At 55.0% G+C, this 23366-nt stretch carries 21 protein-coding genes; 10 read left to right on the top strand and 11 right to left on the bottom strand.

Annotated elements, in window-relative coordinates; all coding sequences use genetic code 11:
• Position 1 precedes the first annotated feature (1 nt).
• Complete coding sequence (locus ACW17M_RS04440; RefSeq protein ID WP_342584713.1) at positions 2-814, bottom strand: hypothetical protein; 813 nt, start codon at positions 812-814, stop codon at positions 2-4.
• A gap of 58 nt (positions 815-872) precedes the next feature.
• Positions 873-1553 carry a DUF4145 domain-containing protein gene (locus tag ACW17M_RS04435; RefSeq protein WP_342584712.1) on the bottom strand — a complete coding sequence of 227 codons (681 nt, stop codon included), beginning with the start codon at positions 1551-1553 and terminating at the stop codon, positions 873-875.
• 461 nt (positions 1554-2014) lie between these two features.
• Here ACW17M_RS04435 and ACW17M_RS04430 point away from each other — a divergent pair, with 461 nt between their 5' ends.
• Entirely contained in the window at positions 2015-2935 is a 921-nt protein-coding gene (locus ACW17M_RS04430) for a ketopantoate reductase family protein (RefSeq protein ID WP_342584752.1), read from the top strand.
• A 110-nt stretch (positions 2936-3045) separates the two neighbouring features.
• On the opposite strand, the gene ACW17M_RS04425 is transcribed toward ACW17M_RS04430, so the two are convergent.
• The 9 genes from ACW17M_RS04425 to ACW17M_RS04385 all read right to left on the bottom strand — a co-directional run bounded on the left by ACW17M_RS04425 (position 3046) and on the right by ACW17M_RS04385 (position 12225).
• A complete protein-coding gene (locus tag ACW17M_RS04425; RefSeq protein ID WP_342584711.1) occupies positions 3046-3672 on the bottom strand; it encodes a glutathione S-transferase family protein in 627 nt (208 codons plus the stop codon).
• A gap of 190 nt (positions 3673-3862) precedes the next feature.
• Positions 3863-4765: a 3-hydroxyisobutyrate dehydrogenase gene (gene mmsB / locus ACW17M_RS04420; RefSeq protein ID WP_342584710.1), complete on the bottom strand. Its 903-nt coding sequence runs from the start codon at positions 4763-4765 to the stop codon at positions 3863-3865.
• A 37-nt stretch (positions 4766-4802) separates the two neighbouring features.
• A complete protein-coding gene (locus tag ACW17M_RS04415) occupies positions 4803-5918 on the bottom strand; it encodes an enoyl-CoA hydratase/isomerase family protein (RefSeq protein ID WP_457546985.1) in 1116 nt (371 codons plus the stop codon).
• Positions 5919-5971: 53 nt separating this feature from the next.
• A complete protein-coding gene (locus ACW17M_RS04410; protein ID WP_138801653.1) occupies positions 5972-7126 on the bottom strand; it encodes an acyl-CoA dehydrogenase family protein in 1155 nt (384 codons plus the stop codon).
• Between the two features lie 196 nt (positions 7127-7322).
• Positions 7323-8315 carry a branched-chain amino acid ABC transporter permease gene (locus ACW17M_RS04405; RefSeq protein ID WP_141441220.1) on the bottom strand — a complete coding sequence of 331 codons (993 nt, stop codon included), beginning with the start codon at positions 8313-8315 and terminating at the stop codon, positions 7323-7325.
• A gap of 2 nt (positions 8316-8317) precedes the next feature.
• A complete protein-coding gene (locus ACW17M_RS04400) occupies positions 8318-9205 on the bottom strand; it encodes a branched-chain amino acid ABC transporter permease (protein ID WP_022523807.1) in 888 nt (295 codons plus the stop codon).
• A gap of 101 nt (positions 9206-9306) precedes the next feature.
• Positions 9307-10530 (bottom strand): ABC transporter substrate-binding protein, encoded by a 1224-nt coding sequence (locus tag ACW17M_RS04395; RefSeq protein WP_022523808.1) that lies wholly within the window; start codon positions 10528-10530, stop codon positions 9307-9309.
• Positions 10531-10678: 148 nt separating this feature from the next.
• Entirely contained in the window at positions 10679-11422 is a 744-nt protein-coding gene (locus ACW17M_RS04390) for an ABC transporter ATP-binding protein (protein WP_027959156.1), read from the bottom strand.
• Positions 11419-12225, bottom strand: a complete 807-nt coding sequence (locus ACW17M_RS04385) for an ABC transporter ATP-binding protein (protein ID WP_022523811.1) — start codon at positions 12223-12225, stop codon at positions 11419-11421. Before ACW17M_RS04385 ends, ACW17M_RS04390 begins: the two co-directional genes overlap by 4 nt.
• Positions 12226-12551: 326 nt before the next feature.
• Here ACW17M_RS04385 and ACW17M_RS04380 point away from each other — a divergent pair, with 326 nt between their 5' ends.
• The 9 genes from ACW17M_RS04380 (at position 12552) to ACW17M_RS04340 (ending at position 23016) form a co-directional block, all read left to right on the top strand.
• Positions 12552-13019 carry a MerR family transcriptional regulator gene (locus tag ACW17M_RS04380; RefSeq protein ID WP_022523812.1) on the top strand — a complete coding sequence of 156 codons (468 nt, stop codon included), beginning with the start codon at positions 12552-12554 and terminating at the stop codon, positions 13017-13019.
• A gap of 94 nt (positions 13020-13113) precedes the next feature.
• The gene (locus ACW17M_RS04375) at positions 13114-14283 is read left to right on the top strand and encodes an isovaleryl-CoA dehydrogenase (protein WP_342584709.1); all 1170 of its coding nucleotides are present in this window, start codon (positions 13114-13116) and stop codon (positions 14281-14283) included.
• 22 nt (positions 14284-14305) lie between these two features.
• Positions 14306-15913, top strand: a complete 1608-nt coding sequence (locus ACW17M_RS04370) for a carboxyl transferase domain-containing protein (RefSeq protein ID WP_342584708.1) — start codon at positions 14306-14308, stop codon at positions 15911-15913.
• A 12-nt stretch (positions 15914-15925) separates the two neighbouring features.
• Positions 15926-16750 carry an enoyl-CoA hydratase/isomerase family protein gene (locus ACW17M_RS04365; protein WP_342584707.1) on the top strand — a complete coding sequence of 275 codons (825 nt, stop codon included), beginning with the start codon at positions 15926-15928 and terminating at the stop codon, positions 16748-16750.
• Positions 16747-18828: an acetyl/propionyl/methylcrotonyl-CoA carboxylase subunit alpha gene (locus ACW17M_RS04360; RefSeq protein ID WP_342584706.1), complete on the top strand. Its 2082-nt coding sequence runs from the start codon at positions 16747-16749 to the stop codon at positions 18826-18828. The genes ACW17M_RS04365 and ACW17M_RS04360 overlap by 4 nt, the downstream gene beginning before the upstream one ends.
• Positions 18829-18838: 10 nt before the next feature.
• Entirely contained in the window at positions 18839-19759 is a 921-nt protein-coding gene (locus ACW17M_RS04355) for a hydroxymethylglutaryl-CoA lyase (protein ID WP_161463427.1), read from the top strand.
• A gap of 86 nt (positions 19760-19845) precedes the next feature.
• The gene (locus ACW17M_RS04350) at positions 19846-21549 is read left to right on the top strand and encodes a fatty acid CoA ligase family protein (protein WP_161463428.1); all 1704 of its coding nucleotides are present in this window, start codon (positions 19846-19848) and stop codon (positions 21547-21549) included.
• A 3-nt stretch (positions 21550-21552) separates the two neighbouring features.
• Entirely contained in the window at positions 21553-22374 is an 822-nt protein-coding gene (locus ACW17M_RS04345) for a class I SAM-dependent methyltransferase (RefSeq protein WP_027959149.1), read from the top strand.
• Positions 22375-22452: 78 nt separating this feature from the next.
• Positions 22453-23016 (top strand): porin family protein, encoded by a 564-nt coding sequence (locus ACW17M_RS04340; protein ID WP_035537446.1) that lies wholly within the window; start codon positions 22453-22455, stop codon positions 23014-23016.
• Positions 23017-23366 lie beyond the last annotated feature (350 nt).

Below are 23366 nucleotides of genomic sequence, written 5' to 3'. Positions count from 1 at the left end.
ATCAGGAATCAATCCCAAAATAATGATTTTTTAGGATAGGGACTACATGGTCATCTATTTTCAACTCGGTTGACTCCATATCCCTGTGCTTTATAGATATAATATGGGGAACCAGATCAAGCAGAAGCTCTCTTAGCTTTAATACATCAAGATTAAACTGTGTGGCTAATTCCGTATCAGAAAGATGTCCTGACGAGATCAATTGCAATATGATAGGTTTTGATTTATTACCATCAAGAATATATTGGTACTTTTTCAACATACGCCGCGCGAGAACCTCTTGTAAATCAGTATCTATTTCATCCTGTTTCAATTTAATATCATTCCTTGCACGCTGAATTGCGTTATCAGCCAATTCAAGCAGCTGACAGAGGATGGCAATCACCTTATTCCAAATTCCTTGGAAATCAGAAAGCGGCAAGGACAATTGAAAATAGTCTAATCCCTTCTTGATGTTCGAGTTTCTCCGATGTACTAAGTAGCCCCGCAAAAGAAAAATCATACCCAAGGGCTTTTCTATTTCTTGCGAAATCAACACATGGTCGTTTTTACATATGTGTTTCATAAGATTAATAAACGTTGTTTTCGACCCCTTCGAGCTTACACTCAAATACTGGTCGATATTTTTTTTGTTTATTCGGTCGAATATATTGCATGCGTCAGTAATTCTGACTCTTAGCGAATCTTCGTTATCAACATCTGATGACATTGATCTAATTTCAGACAGGGGGATTTCTTTAAACAGATTGAGTCCGGTTTGCTCATGAACTTTAATTGATAGTGATTCAAAGAGCGCTTCTAGTTTTGATGTCATTACCTAGAATTCCTTTAGCTAAAGCCGAATTCAGCGGCTTGTCCGCTGCAATGCTTTGTTAAGCTTTGTCGGACTTAGATTTTTCATCGCGGGCCTCCGCACTTTTTCTAGGCCCCTCTGGAGTCATTGTGTAAAGAGCTTTTAGCTCTTTAGGCTCCGAAATGCCTTTTTTGACAATGAAATTCAAAAGATCAAACATCTTTGAAGCAATATGATCAAAATCTTCATCCGACATCTCGCCTGGATGAACTGCGTTATTACCAGTTATTCGCACAGTATCTGCGACCTTAACCACTAGCGGCGGGAGTGTATTCTTAGTCGCAAGATTCCTGATGTCCTCGTTAATATTCTTTCCGTCTTCTCCCAGATGCTTGCATAGTTTTTGCAGTCCCAGCCTTAATAATGCGGCAGCACCCCTGGGGGACTTTGAAAAGATACTGGCCGCTTCCTGATAGTCCTTCATCACATCTTCCGGCATATCACTTTCTGGAAGCGGCGCCGAACCGAAATCTGGAAAGATCATTTCGCCAGATGCTGGCTTAATGTAGCCATTAACAGTGCTTTTTTCTCTCGACAACCAAAGGCTAGAATCTCTACACCTTGAACATTCAGCTTCTAGGTAGTCAATGGTTTGGCCGCTTCGAGTATTCGCCAGCCACGCCCAATTCATATGCGCATATGTTCCACAAAATGGACAATGGAAAGAATCTAGTGTTATTTCAGGGGCCACATAGCTCATTAATTATCCCTTTTCCATGCCGGCTGAAGTGCTTAACAGTGATTATACACACACCTCTGAATAACCTGAATGAACCCTTCGGCGCGTTCATTGAGGTTATTCAGCCCATCATTCACGGCCTATCCTATTCAAACTAAAATAAATTAATATAAGTAGGCAGCATAATATAGATTATCGTGCCTGCTGCATAAGACAGCTGAATCAGCATGCCGCTTTCGCCGGAAGGGCCGCTTTGGGTCGAAATCAGCCATCAAATAATGTCTCATGACAACATCGGGCATCATACGCCGTCACACATTGACCACTTCATCCACCAAATTCACTTAGCATCAAACCTATCAGACATTGTTTACCACCGTCACTAGCCATTAGTCCCCTTTGCTCGGCTTTTTTCACCTTCGCGACCCTAAACCAAACGCGGTAAGCTTGGCGGCAACGCCACTGCTGAGTACATGCTTGATATGACTACCCACTGGATACTCGGCCCGGGCGCCATTGGCCGCCTGCTGGCCCATTCACTGTCTCCAATAGCGACTACCACGCTGCTTGGTCGCCGTTCGCTGCCTGTGAGTCAGATACTGGCCACACCGGAAGGCGAACAGCGCGTGCGGTCATTAAATTCGTTGACGATAGCTCAACTGGCATCAAACACGCCTGAACCGCCCACCTTTGTACATATCACTACTAAAGCGATGGTGGCTGAGTCGGCGCTGGCTGGCATTACTGACTGTATTCCCCCTTCTACTCCTCTGGTGCTGTGGCAAAACGGTTTTTTGGCGCAGCCACGTATTACCCAGGCGTGGCCAGGGCCGGTGTTGTGCGCCACAACAACTGAAGGCGCTTATCTAACCGGTGATGATGGCGTGGTGCATGCGGGGCGTGGGCATACCTTTGTGGGTGATTTGCATAACCACCACGGTGCGCTGGCGGAAGAACTGGCCCAAACATTAACCCAGGCACGGCTTGCCGCCACAAAGGTGTGTGATATTCGCCAGCGCTTATGGCAGAAGTTGGCGGTGAACGCGGCGATTAATCCGTTGGTGGCATTAAATGGTGTGCGTAATGGTGAATTGCGCGGTGAAGCTTATGCGGGCCGTGTGGCGGCGGTGGTAAAGGAAGTCGCGGCGATTATGCTGGCCGAGGGCATTGCGCCGCCCAATGATGACAACGGTGAAGGTGCGTGGTTGGCGTTGGTGTGGCAGGTGGTGGAGAACACGGCAAACAATAAGGCTTCGATGTTGCAGGATGTGGAGGCCAAACGCCCCACCGAGCGCGGGGCGATATTGGGGCCGTTAATTGAGAGTGCCCAGCGCCATGGGTTGGAGTGTGAGGTATTGCAGGCGCTGGATGATAAGTTGGCGGAGGTTGAGGCGAGCTTTTAGGCATTACCTGGGGCAGCTTCGCTGCCCTCCCGCGGGTGCCTCGTTTCTCGCTGCGCTCGCTACTCGTTACCACACGCTACAATTGCGCTTACCTCATTTAGATTCAAGCATCACGTTACAGGAATCACCACCACTTTTTGGTAGGCGGGGCGTTCAGCGATTTGTTGGTACCAGCGTTCTAGATTGGGGCGCGGCTGCCAGGTTAAGCCGATATGCCATAGGTTGTAGATAAAGGGTGCAACGGCAATATCGCCCAGGCCAAACTCATTACCCGAGAAAAACGCTTGCTTGGCCAGCACGTTATCCATCAACTCAAACAGCTCTTCACACGCCTGCATACCCGCTTCAATGGCAGCGTTATCGCGTTTTTCGGGTGGGGTTCTGACATAACCCATCAGGATTGTGCGGTGCCTGGGTGATAGGGTGCTGTTCGACCAATCCATCCACTTTTCTGCCTGCGCCCGTTCGGCGGGGGCTTCGATCCATAGCTTGCTTTGCCCGTACTGCGCGGCAAGGTAGCGAATAATCGTATTGGATTCCCACAGCACGCTGTTGGTAGCGTCATCTTTGAGTAGCGGCACTAGCCCGGTGGGGTTCATGGCCAGGTATTCCGGAGTGTTGTTTACCCCGTGCTCCAAGCCAGCCTGGATCTGTTCGAACGGTAGTTCCAGCTCTTCTAGCACCCAGCGCACTTTCTTGACGTTGGTGGAGTTGTTGCGGCCCCAAAGCGTGATCATGGTAGTCCTTGTATATGAGCAGTTTCTTTAAGTTTGCCCGCCCTTGAGGCCGGAGACAAGCTGTGGCTTCGGTGGGATAGCTGGGGCGGCTTCGCCGCCCTCTCGCGGGTGCCTCGTTTCTCGCTGCGCTCGCTACTCGTTACCACGCGCTACAAAACCTATTCACTCCTCTCCATTTACCATTTACTCCTCACGATTCACCTTCTTTATCCTGATAAAACTGCATCAAGCTTGAGAAGTCGAGTTTACCGTTGCCTTTGGCTTTATGCAGGGTGAACAGTGAGCGTGCGGCGGAGCCCATGGGGACTGCGGAGGCGCTTTGCTGACTGACATCCATGGCGAGGCCTAAGTCTTTGATCATTAGGTCGACTTGGAAGCCACCCTGGTAGTTATTGGAGGCCGGTGCGTTTTCCATGACGCCTGGGTAGGGATTGTAAACATTGAGCGCCCAGTTACCGCCGGAGCTCTGCTTCATGATCTCTGAAAGCACCGCGGGATCCAGGCCGTTTTTGACGCCCATATTGATCGCTTCGCAGGTGCCCGCCATCAGGATAGAGAGCAGCATATTGTTGCAGGCTTTGGCCACCTGCCCTGCGCCGTGATCTCCGGCGTGGAAGATGTTTTTGCCCATGGCTTCCAGCACCGGCTTGGCCAGCCTGAACTCGACCTCGCTGCCGCCCACAATAAAGGTCAAGGTGCCCGCTTGCGCGCCGCCCACGCCACCGGAAACCGGCGCATCGATAAAGCCGATACCCAGCTTCTCGCCCTCTTCAGCAACGCCTCGGGCAGTGGCACCGTCAATGGTAGAGCAGTCGATGACCAGCGCTCCACGTTTGATCACTTCAAACAGCGGCGCATCGTCTTCAATATATAGCCCGCGTACATGCTTTCCGGCGGGCAGCATTGAAATGATAAAGTCGGCGTCGGTGGCAGCTTCCTGAGCAGAGAAAGCCACTTCACAGCCATTCCCTTTGGCGGTCTCTTGCGCCTCTTGAGAAAGATCAAAGGCGCGCACGTCAAAGCCAGCTTTTACTAGGTTGGCAGCCATGGGGCCGCCCATATTGCCCAGGCCGATAAATGCGATGGTGTTCATTTTATTATCCTTATTAGCCGGTAATGGGAAGATTATATTAGCGTAGATCCGCCAGCGGATTTTGCGACCATGCGGAAGATAGTAGCTCGTTGATAAAGCTCTCCTCTACCGAGGCCACATCGGGATACGTCCAGTTCGGTTGCCCGTCTTTATCGACCAGCAGTGCGCGAACGCCCTCGGGGAACTCACGGTGGCGGCAGCACTGCACTGATAGCGACATTTCGGATTGGAACACCTCTGCCAGCGACATATGTTTAGCCCGCTTTAGCTGCTCATCAATCAATTTCACTGACACCGGGCTACCGTGGGCCAGCGTTTTCTGTGCCTTGCCAAACCACTGATTGTCGCTTTTTACCGCCGCAATAGCGGCGACAATTTGCTCCACGCTGTCGTGATCCATCAACTCGCGAATCAGCGGCGAGTGCTGGTATACGGGCGCTTCCATCTCAGCAAATACAGGCTGCGATGTTTGCTCAAGCTCACGCATGATGCGGTTAACCACCCCGTTGGCATCGGTATTCTCACCGGCTCCCCACTGTGCGTCGGTCAGTTGCTGCAGCATGGCATCACGGTGGTGGCTGGCGATACAGCGGTCAGCCAAACCTAGATGAACGGCATCTGGCGCATTGATCTGGCAGCCGGTCATGGCTAGAAAGTGCCCTGCGCCGTTGGGAAGCCGGTTTAAAAACCAGCTGGCGCCAACATCCGGGTAGAGGCCGATGGTGACTTCCGGCATAGCCAAACGCGAGGTCTCGGTCACGACACGGTGGCTACTGGCGCTTAACAGCCCCATGCCGCCGCCCATCACAATGCCATTGCCCCAGCAAATCACCGGTTTGGGGTAGGTATGGAGTAGAAAATCGAGTCGATACTCGGTCTCGAAAAAGCGCTCGGGGAAGCTGGGGTCGCCCTCGCCGGTAATCGTTTTATACAAATTCACAACGTCGCCACCGGCGCAAAAGGCTTTTTCGCCTGCGCTATCCAGCAGCACCGCTACCACCCGCTCGTCGGTGGCCCAGTCGCGAAGGCGCGGCAGCATCTCTTCACACATCTCAAGCGTTAAAGCGTTCAGCGAACGCTCGGCATTGAGCTTAACCTCAGCAATTACGTGGCCGTCTTGGGTGGCGTGTTCAGTAAACAGTACGCTGCTCATTGGCATTCCTTATCCGTCGCTATCGTATCCACCGTAATCTTATTCATCGTCATTTACAGCTCGGTGGCGCCGTCTGCCAGCACCCGACGGGAGATGATCAGCCGCATGATTTCGTTGGTACCTTCAAGAATCCGGTGTACCCGGGTATCACGCACGTAGCGCTCCATGGGGTACTCCTTGATATAGCCATTGCCGCCGTAAAGCTGAAGCGCTTCGTCGCACACTTTGAAGCCCACATCGGTAGCAAAGCGTTTAGCCATGGCACAGTAGGTCGGTGCGTCGGCGTGGCCAGCGTCCAGCTTGGTAGCGGCCATGCGCACCAGCTGCCGTGCAGCGACCAGCTCAGTGACCATATCGGCTAAGCGGAACTGCAGCGCCTGGAACTCGGCTAAGCGCTTACCGAACTGTTTGCGCTCCAGCATATACTCCCGCGCTTTGTTGATCGCCTGCTGGGCGGTGCCGATAGAGCAGGTAGCAATATTGATACGCCCGCCGTCGAGGCCCTTCATGGCGATTTTAAAACCGTCGCCTTCATTGCCGAGCAGATGATTGGCGGGTACCCGCACCTCTTCAAAGGTAATCATGCGGGTGGGCTGGCTGTTCCAGCCCATTTTCTCTTCCTTGCGCCCATAGCTAATGCCGTCACTCTTGGCATCAACCGCAAACGCCGAAACGCCGCTGGCGCCCTCACCGCCGGTGCGCGCCATCACCACGAGAAAATCGGTGCTTCCGGCGCCGGAAATAAACATCTTGCTGCCGGTCAACACGTAATGGTCGCCGTCGCGCTTGGCAGTGGTTTTCAGCGAGGCGGCGTCGGAGCCTGAGTTAGGCTCGGTTAAACAGTAAGAACCCAACAGCTCGCCTGTGGCCAGCCTTGCGCCCCACTGCTCTACCGCTTCCGGCGTACCGAAATCTGCCAGCATCCAGGTGACCATATTGTGAATGGTTAGGTAGGCCGTGGTAGAGGTGCAGCCCATGGAGAGCTGTTCGAAAATGATGCTGGCATCCAAACGCGAGAGGCCTAGCCCACCCACGCTTTCCGGTGCATAAAGAGAGCAGAAGCCCAGCTCGCCGGCTTTACGAATCACATCGACGGGGAAGAAGGAGGTTTGATCCCACTCGGCGGCGTGGGGCTCTAGCTCGTTTTGGGCAAACGCCCGTGCCATATCGGCAAAGGCGACCTGGTCTTCGTTGAGTTCAAAATTCATGGCGTATCTCCGCAAATGCGCGTGCGCACTGCTGTTGTCGTTATAATTGACGTTAACGTTAACTTATCCATTTACTCGGCTACAAGCAACCTGCCAACGCTTGCTACCTTAGGCGTAGGCCTTATAAAAGAATCAAAAAAAGGGCGCCCAACGGCGCCCAAAATCGGACAGAGAGAGTGCTATTTAAAAAAAACGCTTACTTAAAGTTTTTGCGATACATCTTGTCCAGTTCACCGATTATTCCGCTACGGAAACTGAGCACACAGACCACAAAGATGATACCGAGAATAACGCTAACCCAATTCCCCAGCGGTGACTGCGCCAGGATATGCTGCAAGCTGACCACAATACCTGCGCCCATTAACGGCCCCAGCAAGGTGCCCACACCGCCCAGCAGGGTCATCAAAATCACCTCACCGGACATATGCCAGTGCGCATCGGTCAGCGAAGCCAGCTGGAAAACCACGGTTTTGGTCGAACCCGCCAAGCCCGCTAAACCTGCAGAGATCACGAACGCCACTAGCTTATAGGCATCGGCGTTGTAGCCCAGCGATACCGCGCGGGGCTCGTTTTCACGAATCGCTTTTAGCACCTGGCCAAACGGCGAGTGCACCGTGCGTTGAATCAGCGCGAAGCCGAAGATGAAAATCGCGAACACAAAGTAGTACATCGCCAGGTTGCTGCTCAGGCTGATAAACCCAAACAGTTCGCCACGGGGCACGCCGTGCAAGCCATCCTCACCGCCGGTAAACGGTGCCTGTACAAACATGAAGTAGACCAGCTGGGCGATCGCTAAAGTCACCATGGCAAAATAGATACCCTGACGCCTGATGGAGAGCACCCCAAACACCACCCCAAGCAGGGTGGACAGAACAGTCCCCGCGATAATACCCAGCTCCGGGGTTAATCCAGGGTAGCTCGCCAACAGGTAGCCGGTTACGTAACCACCAGTGGCCAAGAATGCCGCATGGCCGAAAGACAACAGCCCCGCATAGCCAAGCAACAGGTTGAACGCACAGGCAAACAGCGCAAAACAGAGCACTTTCATCAAGAACACGGGATAGGCCAAGAATGGCGCTACCAGCCCCACCACGATTAGCGCCAGATAGAACATATTGCGGCGAAACTTGGCCCGCTTCTGACGTTCCAGCACCGCGGATGGCGCCGCCATTGATTGAGATTCTGCCATGTTCATGCCTCCTTACCGAACAGCCCAACGGGGCGCAACATGAGCACTAGGATCATGACAAGAAAGATCACCGTATTAGAGGCTTCGGGGTAGTACACCTTGGTCAGCCCTTCGATGATGCCCATGGAGAGACCGGTAATAATGGCACCTAGAATCGAACCCATCCCGCCGATGACCACCACCGCAAACACCACGATTAACAAACTCGACCCCATGGTCGGCGATACCGGATAGAGCGGCGCTGCCAACACGCCGGCAAACGCAGCAAGACCAACCCCAAATCCATAGGTGAGCGTGATCAGCAGCGGCACATTAACGCCAAATGCCTGCATCAGCTGCGAGTTCTCAGTACCTGCGCGAAGGTAAGCACCCAACCGCGTACGCTCGATCATAAACCAGGTAAACAGGCACATCGCCAGCGCTGCCACCAGTACCCAGGCGCGATATGTCGGTAGGAACATAAAGCCCAGGTTCAAGCCGCCCTGGAGGATCTCCGGTGTAGCGTAACGCGCCCCGGAAACACCGAAGAAGTTGACCAGCGTGCCCTCAAAAATCAACGCCAAACCAAAGGTCAGCAGCAGCCCATAGAGGTGATCCAGATGGGCGATCCTGCGCAGCAAAAAGCGCTCTAGCAGCACACCGAAAGCGCCGACCACTAACGGCACCAATATGAGCGCCAGCCAGTAATTAATGCCCAAATAGCGAAAGCCCAACAGTGCGGCGAAGGCCCCCAGCATGTATTGCGCCCCATGGGCAAAGTTGACGATCTTCAACAGGCCGAAGATGACCGCCAGGCCCAGGCTAAGCAGTGCGTAAAAGGCGCCATTCACAAGACCCAGCGTTAGCTGGCCCATGAAGACGGCCATTGGCACGCCGAATATCATCGTCATAACGCGACTCTCCTCGCCCTCAAACAGTTGGCGGCAACTTGCCGCCAACCGGTTCTACACATCACTTGCGATGGCTATCTGGCTCAAGCTCAGCCGGGAAATTAGTTTTGCACCAATTTGCACTGGCTTTCAGATAGCGGGCGGTAGGCTTCTTCGGCGGGAATGGTGCTGAGGATTTCGTAAAGATCCCACTCACCGGTGGACTCATCCGGCGTTTTAACCTGGGCCAGGTACATGTCGTGGATCATGCGGCCATCTTCACGAATGCTGCCGTTGCGGGCAAAGAAGTCCTCAATAGGCATCTCGGCCATTTGTGCACGTACGGTTTCAGGGTCGTCGGTACCCGCGGCTTCAACGGCTTTCAGGTAGTGCATGGTGCTGGAGTAGATACCCGCTTGAACCATGGTCGGCATGCGGCCTACTTCATCGAAATAGCGCTGTGCCCATTCGCGGGACTGCTCATCCATATCCCAGTACCAGCCTGTAGTTAGCAGCAGGTTCTGAGTGGCTTCCAGGCCAAGGGCGTGAACGTCATTCAAGAAAATCAACAGGCCTGCTAGCTGCTGCCCAGATTGAGTCAAGCCAAACTGGCTGGCCGTAGTGATCGCGTTAACGGTATCGGCACCGGCGTTGGCCAAGCCAATAATTTTCGCGCCAGAGCCCTGAGCCTGAAGAATGTACGAAGAGAAGTCGTTAGTCGGGAAGGGATGACGAACGCCGCCCACAATTTCACCGCCGCTCTCTTCCACTACTTTGGTTACGTCGGACTCAAGTGCATGACCGAAGGCGTAGTCTGCGGTCAGCATAAACCAGCTGTCGCCGCCCTGCTCTACGACGGCTTTGGCGGTACCGTTAGCGAGCGGATAGGTGTCGTACACCCAGTGGATGTGGTTAGGAGTACAGTGTTCGTTGGTAATGCTAGAAGCCGCCGAGCCGGACACGATACCCAGGCCATTGTTCTCTTCCAGCACTTTGGTCACCGCAATGGACACAGAAGACGCTACCAAACCGCCCACCATATCGACGTTATCCTGATCGATCCAACCACGCACGGTATTAGCACCGACGTCAGCGCTATTGCGATCATCTGCACTGGAAATAACGATGGACGCGCCATTTACACTGCCGCCAAAATCGGCCACTGCCATCTCCATGGCGGTTAAGCCGCCGGGGCCTGCGAGGTCTCGATAAGTGCCTGACATATCGGCAAGGTAACCAATACGGACTTCACCATCGCTCATATCAGCCTGGGCGGTAGACATAGCGAGGCTTGAAGCGGCCGCGACGGCGATGCTGGCGGCCAGCGTTTTTTTCATAAAGGTCATATTCGTCTCCTGGCCCGGAGGCCTTTGTTGTTGTGTTGTTTTTGAGCTGTCGTGGAAGTGCGTACTGCAAATTACTGATTAATATTGTTGTTTTGTGATCAGCGAAACTGTTGGCGTAATGAACTTTTAAGTGTCTATAAACTGTGCGTTATACCCCCAGCATTGAGTTGAGGTGTTCCCGACGCGATGGCAGCTGCGCGGCGCTGATTTCTTCAACAATCTGACCGTGATCCATCACGAAGTGGCGATCCGCAAGCGGCGCCGCAAAGCGAAAGTTCTGCTCCACAAGCACAATGGTCATACCGCGCTCTTTCAACTGAACCAGCACTTCGGCAAGTTTCTGCACTATCACCGGGGCCAACCCCTCGGTAATTTCATCGAGCAGCAGCATGCGCGCGCCGGTGCGCAAGATGCGCGCCATGGCTAACATCTGCTGTTCCCCCCCGGAAAGCCGCGTCCCCTGGCTTCTACGCCGTTCATAAAGGTTCGGAAACATGGCGTAGATTTCGTCCAGGCTCATACCGCCGGAACGCACAGTGGGTGGAAGCAATAGGTTCTCGTGCACATCCAAGCTTGCAAAAATACCGCGCTCTTCCGGGCAGTAACCCACCCCGAGACGCGGGATATGGTGCGGCTTCATATGCAGCGTTTCATTACCGTTAATCACAATAGAGCCCGTTCTGCGCCCCACCATGTTCATGATCGATTTCAACGTGGTACTTCGCCCGGCGCCGTTGCGGCCCAGCAGCGTTACCAGCTCGCCACGCTTCACATCAAAATTGACGCCGTGCAGGATGTGCGACTCGCCATAAAAGGCGTGTAGATCCTGCACCCGCAGCATTTCCAGGCTTTGCGTGTTTTCAACCGGCGCTTCGGCCTCAGCGATATTCATACGGCAGCTCCCTCTTTTTCAGAACCATCCTCTTCCGCGGCATCGCTGCCCATATAGGCTTCGCGTACCAATGGATTCCGAGAGACAGCGTCGTAATCGCCCTCAGCCAAAACAGCGCCTCGCGCCAACACGGTGATGCGGTCACATAGGCGGCTAACCACGCTCAGGTTGTGCTCCACCATTAATACGGTGCGCCCCTGGGAGACACGCTTAATCAGCGCCACGATGCGGTCGACGTCTTCTGCGCCCATGCCTTGGGTAGGTTCATCAAGCAGCATCATGGTGGGGTCAAGCGCAAGGGTAGTGGCCAGTTCAAGTGCTCGTTTACGACCGTAGGGCATTTCTACCGTTAGCGTATCGGCATACTCCCGCAGACCCACTTCTTCCAGTAGTTCAAGCGCGCGCTCATTAAGGTGATCCAGGGATTTCTCAGATTTCCAGAAATGAAACGAGGTACCCAGCTTGCGCTGTAGGGCCACTCGCACATTCTCCAACGCGGTCATATGGGCGAATACCGCGGAGATCTGAAATGAGCGCACCAACCCTAACTGAGCTATTTCGTTGGATTTTTTACTGGTGATTGAGTTGCCGCGATACAAAATATCGCCGCGGGTAGGCGGCAGAAATTTGGTCAATAAGTTAAATACGGTGGTTTTACCAGCCCCATTGGGGCCAATCAGTGCGTGAATATGCCCTTCCTGTACCTGGAGATTGACATCGTCCACGGCGGTGAAGCCGCGAAACTCTTTGGTCAGCCCTCGGGTTTCGAGGACAGGTCCCTGAAGGACATCGTTTGCACTCATAGAGTGGCAAGCCTCTTATTGTTGTTGTGCTAATTCTTTACAGGCATGGCAAAAGCGGCTGCTACTGCCTTACCTGAACGTAAGGTGTATGTGCAAACTAGCAACTGTCGCTATAGCAATACAATTACAACTTTGGTCTATCGACGACATTATCCTAAATTAATAGCTGCCTTCAAAACATAAATATCAACAACTTACCTAATTTCAACGCTTTTCAACTGCTAGCAACAATTGCTTTACGTTAACGTAAACTTGTTTTAGCCTCGGTGGCAGTGTTCCATAGGCGTCATATATTGGGAACAACGACTTTGTGAGAGAACGTCACCATGAGCAAAACTTACTCGATCAGTGAACTAGCCAACGAGTTTGATTTAACCACCCGTAGCATTCGCTTCTATGAAGATCAGGAACTGCTCCACCCTACGCGCCGCGGGCAAACCAGGGTTTACAGCAGCAAAGACCGTGTACGGCTGAAGCTCACCATTCGCGGTAAGCGGCTAGGGTTTTCATTGGCAGAGATACGCGAACTGTTCGAGCTTTGGGACGAAACCCGCAGCGGCAGTAAAAAGCAGCTGCATCTAATGCTAAGCAAAATAGGCGAGCGCCGTGCGGCGCTGGATCAACAAATGAAAGACATCACCATGGTTCAGCTAGAGCTTGAAAGCGCTGAGATCCGCTGCCGCCAAGCGCTCGAAGAACTACTCGAAAAAGAGCCTCAAGAAACACAAAACGAAGAAGAGCACGCGAGTTCGGCCGATAAAGCCTCAGCCCCCTCTTCCGCCACTATGCACTGACGCGTCCGCCAGCTCGATTAGCCGACACAGCTACGCCAGCCCAGATGGCTAATTACAGATAGCAAACACAAATAATCAGCACAGGTGATTGACCATGTTTTCACACTACTCAGAACTCAATTTTGGCCTCGAAGACGAACTGAACATGTTACGCGAGCAGGTCAACGCCTTTGCTGCCAGCGAGATAGCCCCCCGTGCGGCCGAAATCGACCGCAACAACGAGTTCCCTAACGACCTGTGGAAGAAGTTTGGCGATATGGGGCTATTGGGGATTACCGTCTCGGAAGAGGATGGCGGCAGCGGCATGGGCTATCTGGCCCACTGCATTGCCATGGAAGAGATTTCCCGGGCCAGCGCATCGGTAGCCCTCTCTTACGGCGCCCACTCCAACTTGTGCGTTAACCAGATCAAGATCAACGCCTCCCCCGAACAGAAAGCCAAGTACCTCCCCAAACTGATCAGCGGCGACCACGTGGGCGCTTTGGCCATGTCGGAACCCGGCGCAGGCTCGGATGTGGTGTCGATGCAGCTACGTGCCAAGCAGAATGGCGATCACTACATCCTTAACGGCAATAAAATGTGGATCACCAACGGCCCCGATGCCGATGTGCTAGTGGTGTACGCCAAAACCGACCCAGACGCCGGTTCCAAAGGCATCACCGCGTTTATTATCGAAAAGGGCATACCCGGTTTCTCCACCGCCCAGAAGCTCGACAAGCTGGGTATGCGCGGTTCCAACACCTGTGAACTGGTATTCCAGGACTGCGCCGTTCCCGCTGAGAACATTCTCGGTGAAGAAGGCAAAGGCGTACGCGTACTGATGAGCGGGCTGGACTATGAGCGTACCGTACTGGCCGCTGGCCCGATTGGCATTATGCAGGCCGCCATGGATGTGGTGATGCCCTATATCCACGAGCGCAAGCAGTTCAACCAGTCAATCGGTGAGTTCCAGCTGGTGCAGGGCAAAGTGGCGGATATGTACACCACCCTGAACGCCTGCCGCGCCTATTTATACGCCGTAGCCGGTGCCTGTGACCGTGGCCAAACGTCCCGCAAAGACGCTGCCGGGGTGATTCTCTACTGCGCCGAAAAAGCCACTCAGGTCGCACTGGACTCCATTCAGCTACTCGGCGGCAACGGCTATATCAACGAATACCCCACCGGGCGCCTGCTGCGCGACGCCAAGCTGTATGAGATCGGCGCAGGCACCAGCGAGATTCGGCGGATGCTAATTGGTCGCGAACTCTTCACCGAAAGTCTTTAATTAAATTCAGCAGGGTCCTGTCATGAGCTCCATTTCCACTCAGATCAACCCGCGCAGCGATGTGTTTCAAACCAACGCAGCCTCAATGCTCGGTGAAGTGAACAAACTGCGTGAACTGACCGCCGCCGTCGCTCAAGGCGGCGGCAGCAAAGCCCGCGAGCGTCACGAAAGCCGGGGCAAACTGTTTGTCCGCGACCGCATTGATCACTTGATTGATGAAGGTTCGCCATTTCTAGAGTTTTCCGCCCTTGCGGCGCACAACATATACGATAGCGAGATCCCTGCCGCTGGTGTGGTCACTGGTATTGGCCGTGTTTCCGGCGTGGAGTGCGTGATCGTCGCTAACGATGCCACGGTGAAAGGCGGCACCTACTTTCCGCTCACGGTGAAAAAGCATATTCGCGCCCAGGAGATTGCCCGCAAGCATCGCCTGCCGTGTATCTATTTAGTCGATTCCGGCGGCGCCTTTCTGCCCCGCCAGGATGAAGTCTTCCCCGACCGCGATCACTTCGGGCGCATCTTCTATAACCAGGCGACCATGTCGGCTGAAGGCATCCCGCAAATCGCCGTGGTGATGGGGTCCTGCACCGCGGGCGGCGCTTACGTACCCGCCATGGCGGATGAGTCGATTATCGTTAAAGAGCAGGGCACGATTTTCCTGGGTGGCCCGCCCTTGGTGAAAGCCGCCACCGGTGAAAGCATTAGCGCCGAAGACCTGGGCGGGGCAGATGTTCACGCCAAGATCAGCGGCGTCGCCGACCACTACGCGGAAAACGATGCCCATGCGCTGCAGCTTGCCCGCGCCTGTGTGTCGCGGTTGAACTGGCAAAAGCGCGGCAAGCTGGCCATGCAGGCACCCAAGCCACCCAAACTTGATCCTTCCGAGCTGTATGGGATTGTCGGCACCGACCTGAAAAAGCCCTACGACGTACGCGAAGTCATTGGCCGCATCGTCGATGACTCCGACTTTGACGAGTTCAAGCGCTACTACGGTGAAACCCTGGTCACCGGCTTTGCGCATATTCACGGCTACCCGGTGGGTATTGTGGCCAATAACGGCGTGCTGTTTTCCGAAAGCGCGGTGAAAGGCGCGCACTTTATCGAGCTCTGCGCTCAGCGCAAGATTCCGCTGATCTTCCTGCAGAACATCACCGGCTTTATGGTCGGCTCCAAGTACGAGCACGAGGGCATCGCCAAGCACGGCGCCAAGCTGGTCACTGCCGTGGCCTGCGCCAAGGTGCCCAAATACACCGTTCTGATTGGCGGCAGCTTCGGCGCCGGTAACTATGGTATGTGTGGCCGCGCTTACGACCCCAACCTGCTGTTTATGTGGCCCAACGCGCGCATTTCAGTGATGGGCGGCGAGCAGGCGGCGGGCGTATTGGCCCAGGTTAAGCGCGAGCAGCATGAGCGCGAAGGCCGCGAGTGGAGCAAAGAGGAGGAAGAAGCCTTTAAGCAGCCCACCCGCGACCAGTACGAGCATCAGGGCCACCCCTACTACGCCAGCGCCCGCTTATGGGACGACGGCGTGATTGATCCGCTGCAAACCCGCGATGTGTTAGGGCTTTCTTTAGCTGCCGCGATGAACGCAGAAATCGAAGAGACACGCTTCGGCGTGTTCCGGATGTAAGGGGGTCTTACCATGGCTTACTCAACGCTGACTATAGAAGAGGGTGTGGCGCGCCTGACCTTAAACCGCCCCGAAGTGCATAACGCTTTTGATGACAGCCTGATCGCTGAGCTAAACGCGCACCTTGACCAATTGCATACGTTGGCCGATTCAGGCGATGTGCGCGCGGTAGTGCTGGGTTCAGAAGGCAAAAGCTTCTCCGCGGGTGCCGATCTGAACTGGATGAAGCGCATGGTCGATTACGACCTGGAAGATAACGTCGCCGATTCCCGCAAGCTCGCCGCGCTCATGCACGGCCTGGATACGCTGCCCTGCCCTACCGTCTGCCGTGTGCAAGGCGCCGCCTTTGGCGGCGCGGTGGGTTTGGCCGCTTGCTGCGATGTGGTAATCGCCTCGGGTAAAGCCAAATTCTGCCTTTCGGAAGTCAAAATAGGCCTATCGCCCGCAGTCATCAGCCCTTACGTGCAGCGGGCTCTAGGCGAGCGACAGATGCGCCGCTATGCGTTAACCGCAGAAGTCATGGACGCCGAAATAGCGCTCGCGCTGGGTTTAGTCCATCTGGTGGTGGAGCACGATAAGCTAGACGACGAAGTGGATGCCATGCTGGCCACCCTATTAGCCGGCTCGCCCCAAGCCCAGCGCGCCACCAAAGCGCTGATGGCCTCGGTCGCTCAAGCACCTGACAGTGACGCCACCCGCGAACATACCTGTCAGGTGATCGCCAAACTGCGGGTAAGCCACGAGGGCCAAGAGGGCTTATCCAGTTTCTTTGAAAAGCGCCGCCCCGCCTGGGCCGATTCTAATAACACACCCCACGCTTCGGAGCGTCGCTCATGAGTCATTCACCCCCTATTGAAAAAAACGAAAGAGCCGAAAAAGCCGCTCGCACGACGCCTTTTGACACCCTGCTGGTCGCCAACCGCGGTGAAATCGCCTGCCGCGTGATGCGCACTGCGCGCCGTATGGGCCTGAAAACCGTCGCGGTTTACTCTGACGCCGATGCCAGCGCACGCCACGTGCGTGAAGCCGACGAGGCCGTTCGTCTGGGGCCTGCCGCCGCCCGGGAAAGCTATCTCAATATTGATGCGGTGATCGAAGCTGCCAAGCGCACCGGCACCGGCGCGATTCACCCCGGTTACGGCTTTCTTTCCGAAAACGGTACCTTCGTCAAAGCCCTTGAAGAAGCGGGCATTACCTTCGTCGGCCCGCCCGCCTCAGCAATTGCCGCCATGGGCGATAAATCTGCTGCTAAAGCGCGTATGGCCAATGCGGGCGTGCCGCTGGTGCCGGGCTACCATGGTGACGATCAGGACGACGCCTTGCTGCGCAGTGAAGCCGACAAAATTGGCTACCCAGTAATGCTCAAAGCCAGCGCGGGCGGCGGTGGTAAAGGCATGCGTGTTGTCGAATCGGGTGATGGTTTCCAGGCAGCGTTAGATGGCTGCCGTCGTGAGTCAAAAGCCGCCTTCGGCGATGACCGCATGCTAATCGAGAAGTACCTGGTGCAGCCCCGCCATGTGGAAGTGCAGGTATTTTGCGACCGCCACGGCAACGGCGTTTACCTATTCGAGCGGGACTGTAGCGTTCAGCGGCGCCACCAAAAAGTCATTGAAGAAGCCCCGGCCCCCGGCATGACGGCAGAGCTGCGCAGCGCTATGGGCGATGCCGCGGTGCGCGCCGCCCAGGAGATCGGCTATGTGGGCGCAGGTACCGTCGAATTTTTACTAGACATTGATGGTTCGTTCTACTTTATGGAGATGAACACTCGCCTCCAGGTCGAACACCCCGTCACTGAGATGATCACCGGCCAGGATTTGGTCGAGTGGCAGCTGCGCGTCGCCATGGGCGAACCGCTGCCCTGCTCTCAAGATGAGCTGACGATCACCGGCCATAGCTTTGAAGCGCGTATCTACGCCGAAGACCCGGATCAGGATTTCCTGCCCGCTACCGGCCTGCTCACTCGCTTTGCACTGGATTTAGAAGGCGCTGGTCTAAGCGGCGACCAGGTACGTTTAGATAGCGGTGTAGAGAGCGGCGATGCGGTGTCGATGCACTACGACCCCATGCTCGCCAAGCTGATCGTTCACGGTGCCGACCGAGATGCGGCGTTGGCCACGCTTAACCGCGCACTAGCAGCGCTGGACGTTCAAGGGGTTGTCACTAATCGCGCCTTCTTAATGCGCCTGGCAACGCATCCGGGCTTTAAGAACGTGGAGCTGGATACCCGCTTTATCGAGCGCAACGAAGCGACGCTGTTTGCTCCCCGCACTTACAGTATGGAGGCCTACGCCAGCGCGGCGCTGATTGGCCTGAATCAACTGGCTCAGGAGTGCGAAAGCGACTCGCCCTGGGATCGCCACGACGGCTTCCGCCTCAACGCACCGCACACCATTCGCATTGCCCTGTGTGACCCGGCAAGTGCACAAGCGCCGGATAGCGATGAAGCGGTAGTGATCGTCGAAGGTAAACGCAGCCCTGGCGAGTCGCTGTGGAATCTCACTATTGGTGATGAAACCCTTACCGCGAGTTTGCAGCCGCTCACCGGCGATGCGGTAGCGGTTACCTTGAATGGCCACCGCCGCCGCCTGCAGGCCCGCCGCGACGGTCATGTGGTGGTCATGGCCGACCCCAGCGGTGAAACCCGCCTGTTCTGGCGGCGCATCGATGCCATTGATCACGGTCACCACGAGGCAGAATCCACGCTAACCGCACCCATGAACGGCACGGTCGTTGCATTGCTGGTGGAGCCCGGTGTTAATGTTGAGAAAGGCATGCCACTGATGGTGATGGAAGCGATGAAAATGGAGCACACCATGACCGCTCCGGCGGACGGCAGCGTGGAAACCTTCCACTTCCAAGCCGGTGACACCGTGAGCCAAGGCGCCGTGCTGCTCGACTTTGCGGCCAACGAATAAGGAGCTCTCCATGACACTGCGCCAATCTACCTTACCTCAGCACGTTCGCCTGTTTGAAATGGCCCCCCGGGACGGCCTACAAAACGAGCCAGGGGGGATTGTACCCACGGCGACCAAAATTGCCCTGATCGAGCGGCTTGCCAAGGCGGGTATGACGCATATTGAAGCCGCCAGTTTTGTGTCACCCAAATGGGTGCCGCAAATGGGTGACGCCATCGAAGTGATGGCTGGTATTAAGCGCCAACCCGGCGTGGTTTACTCAGCGCTCACGCCTAACCTGAAAGGGCTTGAAAACGCCTTATCCGTTGGCGTTGAAGAGGTGGCAGTATTTGGTGCTGCATCTGAAGCTTTCTCGCAAAAGAACATCAACTGCTCAATTGCCGAATCGCTGGCACGCTTTGAACCGGTGCTCAAGCGCGCAGGCGATGCGGGCGTACGTGTACGCGGCTACGTCTCCTGCGTATTGGGCTGCCCTTATGAGGGCGAAATCGCGCCTGGCAAAGTAGCCGAAGTCACCAAGGCACTTTATGAGATGGGCTGCTACGAAGTGTCGCTAGGGGACACCATTGGCGTCGGTACACCGCTGGCTGCCAAGCGCATGATTGAAGCCGTTCAGCAGCAGGTGCCCATTGAGTTCCTGGCGGCCCACTTTCACGATACCTACGGCATGGCGCTGGCCAATCTGTACGCGGTAATGGAAGAAGGCGTCAGCGTTATTGACGCTGCCACGGCAGGCCTCGGCGGCTGCCCCTACGCCAAGGGCGCCTCCGGCAATGTGGCCACCGAAGACGTGCTCTACATGCTTGAAGGGCTGGGGATTGAAACGGGTATCGACCTGCAGGCAGTGATCGATACCGGCTTTTGGATCACCGGCGAGCTAGGCCGCAAGCCCAGTTCCAAAGTCGCCCTGGCAAAAGGCCCTAGCCGTTGAGATGAGAAGTGAATAATAAAAATTAAAAGCAGCTAACTATCCTCTGCCTTCCCGTTCGGACAAAAAAAATATCGGAGAGATACACCATGGCATCATCTACCCTTACCCAACCCAGCTACTCCAGCAGCATGGCAGACAAGCCGCTTCTAGGTATGACGATTGGCGATAAATTTGATCAAATCGCGACACAGCATGCTGATAACGACGCCCTGATTGTGCTGCACCAGAATATTCACTGGAGCTATCGCCAGCTTCACGAAGAGGTTAACCGCTGTGCCCGCGCGCTGCTCTCCATTGGCGTTAATAAGGGTGACCGCGTTGCCATGTGGGCGCCTAACTGCAGCGAGTGGACGTTAACCCAGTTTGCCACCGCCAAAATTGGCGCCATCCTGGTCAACATTAATCCCTCTTACCGTACCCATGAGCTGGAATACGCACTGAACCAGTCTGGCGCGCGCTTTCTGGTCACTGCCAACAGCTTTAAAAGCTCTGACTACAGCGCCATGCTGTATGAGCTGGCACCCGAATTAAAAGCCAGTAACGATGGCGAGCTGAAGTCACAAAAGCTGCCCGACCTTGAGTGCATTATTAATTTAAGCAGCGAAAAGCTCAGCGGCATGTGGCGCTGGTCTGACCTGATGAAAGAAGCCAACAAAGTTAGCCAAACTGACGTTGACGACCTGCAGGCGACGCTGCAGTTTGATGATGCGATCAATATCCAGTACACCTCGGGCACCACGGGCTTTCCTAAAGGCGCAACGCTTTCCCACCACAACATTCTCAATAACGGCTTCTTCGTGGCAGAGAGCATGGGCTTTACCAGCGAAGATCGCCTGGTGATTCCGGTGCCGCTTTACCACTGCTTTGGCATGGTGATGGGCAACCTGGGGTGTATGACCCACGGCGCCACCATGATCTACCCGGATGAGGGCTTCGATCCCGGCAAGGTGCTCAAGGCAGTGCACGATCAAAAAGCCACCGCGCTCTACGGCGTGCCCACCATGTTTATCGCCGAGCTTGAACACGAGGGTTTTGCTAGCACTGACTTCTCCACACTGCGCACCGGGATTATGGCGGGCTCGATCTGCCCTGCGGAAATCATGAAGCAGGTAATCAGCAAGATGAATATGAAGGGCGTGCAGATCGCCTACGGTATGACCGAAACCAGCCCGGTCTCCACTCAAACGGGTGCCAACGACAGCATTGAGAAACGCGTTTCCACCGTGGGCCGTACCCAGCCTCACTTAGAGAACAAAATTGTCGACCCTGGCAACGACGGCATTCTGCCTCGGGGCGAAATCGGCGAGCTGTGTACCCGCGGCTATAGCGTAATGCTGAAGTACTGGAACAACGATAAAGCCACCGCCGAGGCCATCGACGAAGCAGGCTGGATGCACACAGGTGATCTGGCCACCATGGATGAAGAGGGTTACATCCAGATCGTCGGCCGCATCAAAGATATGGTCATTCGCGGCGGCGAGAACGTCTATCCCAAAGAGATCGAAGAGTTTCTCTACGCCCACCCGGCGATCTCAGAAGTACAGGTCACCGGCGTGCCCGACAAGAAGTATGGTGAAGAGCTGATTGCCTGGGTGAAACTCAACAGCACCGCGGGTGACGTCACCGGTGAAGAGCTACGCGAGTACTGCAAAGGCAAGATCACCCACTTCAAAATTCCGCGCTACTTTAAGTTCGTTGACGAGTTCCCGATGACCGTCACCGGCAAGATTCAGAAATTTAAAATGCGTGAAATTTCCATTCAAGAGTTGGGCTTGGATCAAGAATCGTAAGCGATGACCCCTTCCAACCCTTTAGCCAACCACTATCAGCGCGCCCTGCGCGCTGATGAGATATTGGCGCAGATCAATGCTCACTACCCTGCTGGCCCTACGCTGCACCAATTGGCGCCTTTGGATCAGCTGCATATTGGCGGTGTGGCAGCCTCTACACGGCTGCTGGAACGGCTCAACCCTGACACCCACGGTAAGGTGCTGGATATTGGCGCTGGGCTGGGCGGGCTAATGCGCCAGGGTGCTTCACTCGGTTTTCAAATGATGGGGCTGGATATCACCCACGGTTTTAGTGCGCTCAATAAATCGCTGAGCTTACGGGTACAGCCAGACGCCCCACCGCTTGCCTGGGTAACGGGCGATGCTAGCGCTCTGCCCTTTGCGGATAACAGCTTTGATGCCGTGCTGTTTCAGCACAGCCTACTCAATATGCCCGATGCCACCAAGGTAATCGCAGAAAGCCGTCGTGTTCTGCGCCCTGGCGGGCAGATAGTGATGCACGAAGTGGTCAGCGGCCCCAACGTGGCGCAACTTCGCTACCCAGTGCCTTGGGCAGCCTCCTCCAAGCACTCCCATCTACTTACCTTGGTTGAACTAACTCGACTGCTTGAAGTGGGCGGCTTTCAACTTGAACACGTGGACGACTGGAGCGAAATGGCTTTGGCGTGGCGCCAGCGGCAACGTCAAAAAGAGCAGACACCCCGGCAAGCGGTGCTGTCCCCCCAGTGGGTATTTGGTGAGCGCTTTATCACTATGGGTAAAAATTTAGTCGATAACCTAGCCCAGGGCGCAATTAAAGTGGTGGAAATCCAAGCCAGTTGCTAATCTGAATAGAATTGCTTTTTCCTCTCTACCCATGGCTATACGACAACACTTGGGTATGTACCGATAGGTGTAAGAGAAATGCCAATCAAACGCTTGGCAAGCACCCTGCTCTGCTGCTCCGTTCCCTGGTTTAGCAGCTACGCCGACGACACTCCGCCGGTGATGGCCTATACCGCCCCTAATAGCGAACTCATGCAGCTGGATAACGGCGTTATCTTAGAAGGCAGTGACCTTCAAAGCCTTGATAACTATACCAGCGGTTTTCGGGTCACCGCAGGCTACAGCCCCTGGCGCCTCCCCCAAATCGATATTGGCGCTGAAATTGCCTACCGGGAAAGCGAAGAGATCTCCACCTCCTCCGGTGTTAACCCGCTCATCATGGATACACTCAGTTTAGGTGGCGCCATTGTTGCCGGAGTTCGCATGGGTGCTTTCAGCATCTATGCGAAGTCCGGCATCACAGAATGGCGTGGGGAAAGCGACCTGGAAGGCGCCGATGAAAGCGGTACTGCATTGCTGCAAGGTTTCGGCGCCACGGTGACGATCAATCGACTCGTCAGCCGCCTAGAGTACGAACGCATCGACGCCCCAACCCTCAGCCACCTCAATATGCTAAGCGCCTCGTTGCATCTTCCCTTCTAACGCTCAACCTCAATTAATTTAAATTCGCTTTTATCTGATTACCCATCGATTTGTAAGATATGGCTTAAAATTTTGTAAGCCATTTCTTACAAGCGTGTAAGCCATTAACGCTTCGTGCCCTCAAGGGGTTGCCCTCTGCCACTGGCTCGCTATCCTAACTCGTTCTCATTTAACAGATAACGATCCAAGGAGCGGCGCGATGGCAGACGGCACAGGCCTACAGTTTACCCTGACCCTACCCGGGGCCGATGACACCGCCGTGGTGCGCTTTACCCATCGTGAGGCGCTGTCTGAGCCGTTTTCGCTCTCGGTTGAGTTTGCCAGCCGCACCCACGACCTGTCGCCCAGCG

The organism is Vreelandella sp. 2A-K22, assembly GCF_054065485.1.
Note: the sequence above shows the minus strand (reverse complement) of the source record. Positions and strands in the feature narration are given on the sequence as shown.

Bases quoted from the DNA above. Each gene is read 5' to 3' on its own strand.
- ACW17M_RS04435 (WP_342584712.1), bottom strand. From the start codon at position 1,553: ATGAGCTATGTGGCCCCTGAAATAACACTAGATTCTTTCCATTGTCCA.
- ACW17M_RS04340 (WP_035537446.1), top strand. From the start codon at position 22,453: ATGCCAATCAAACGCTTGGCAAGCACCCTGCTCTGCTGCTCCGTTCCC.
- ACW17M_RS04440 (WP_342584713.1), bottom strand. From the start codon at position 814: ATGACATCAAAACTAGAAGCGCTCTTTGAATCACTATCAATTAAAGTT.
- ACW17M_RS04430 (WP_342584752.1), top strand. From the start codon at position 2,015: ATGACTACCCACTGGATACTCGGCCCGGGCGCCATTGGCCGCCTGCTG.
- ACW17M_RS04375 (WP_342584709.1), top strand. From the start codon at position 13,114: ATGTTTTCACACTACTCAGAACTCAATTTTGGCCTCGAAGACGAACTG.
- ACW17M_RS04360 (WP_342584706.1), top strand. From the start codon at position 16,747: ATGAGTCATTCACCCCCTATTGAAAAAAACGAAAGAGCCGAAAAAGCC.
- ACW17M_RS04345 (WP_027959149.1), top strand. From the start codon at position 21,553: ATGACCCCTTCCAACCCTTTAGCCAACCACTATCAGCGCGCCCTGCGC.
- ACW17M_RS04350 (WP_161463428.1), top strand. From the start codon at position 19,846: ATGGCATCATCTACCCTTACCCAACCCAGCTACTCCAGCAGCATGGCA.
- ACW17M_RS04395 (WP_022523808.1), bottom strand. From the start codon at position 10,530: ATGACCTTTATGAAAAAAACGCTGGCCGCCAGCATCGCCGTCGCGGCC.
- ACW17M_RS04405 (WP_141441220.1), bottom strand. From the start codon at position 8,315: ATGGCAGAATCTCAATCAATGGCGGCGCCATCCGCGGTGCTGGAACGT.
- mmsB (WP_342584710.1), bottom strand. From the start codon at position 4,765: ATGAACACCATCGCATTTATCGGCCTGGGCAATATGGGCGGCCCCATG.
- ACW17M_RS04365 (WP_342584707.1), top strand. From the start codon at position 15,926: ATGGCTTACTCAACGCTGACTATAGAAGAGGGTGTGGCGCGCCTGACC.
- ACW17M_RS04370 (WP_342584708.1), top strand. From the start codon at position 14,306: ATGAGCTCCATTTCCACTCAGATCAACCCGCGCAGCGATGTGTTTCAA.
- ACW17M_RS04385 (WP_022523811.1), bottom strand. From the start codon at position 12,225: ATGAGTGCAAACGATGTCCTTCAGGGACCTGTCCTCGAAACCCGAGGG.
- ACW17M_RS04380 (WP_022523812.1), top strand. From the start codon at position 12,552: ATGAGCAAAACTTACTCGATCAGTGAACTAGCCAACGAGTTTGATTTA.
- ACW17M_RS04390 (WP_027959156.1), bottom strand. From the start codon at position 11,422: ATGAATATCGCTGAGGCCGAAGCGCCGGTTGAAAACACGCAAAGCCTG.
- ACW17M_RS04355 (WP_161463427.1), top strand. From the start codon at position 18,839: ATGACACTGCGCCAATCTACCTTACCTCAGCACGTTCGCCTGTTTGAA.
- ACW17M_RS04425 (WP_342584711.1), bottom strand. From the start codon at position 3,672: ATGATCACGCTTTGGGGCCGCAACAACTCCACCAACGTCAAGAAAGTG.
- ACW17M_RS04400 (WP_022523807.1), bottom strand. From the start codon at position 9,205: ATGACGATGATATTCGGCGTGCCAATGGCCGTCTTCATGGGCCAGCTA.
- ACW17M_RS04410 (WP_138801653.1), bottom strand. From the start codon at position 7,126: ATGAATTTTGAACTCAACGAAGACCAGGTCGCCTTTGCCGATATGGCA.
- ACW17M_RS04415 (WP_457546985.1), bottom strand. From the start codon at position 5,918: ATGAGCAGCGTACTGTTTACTGAACACGCCACCCAAGACGGCCACGTA.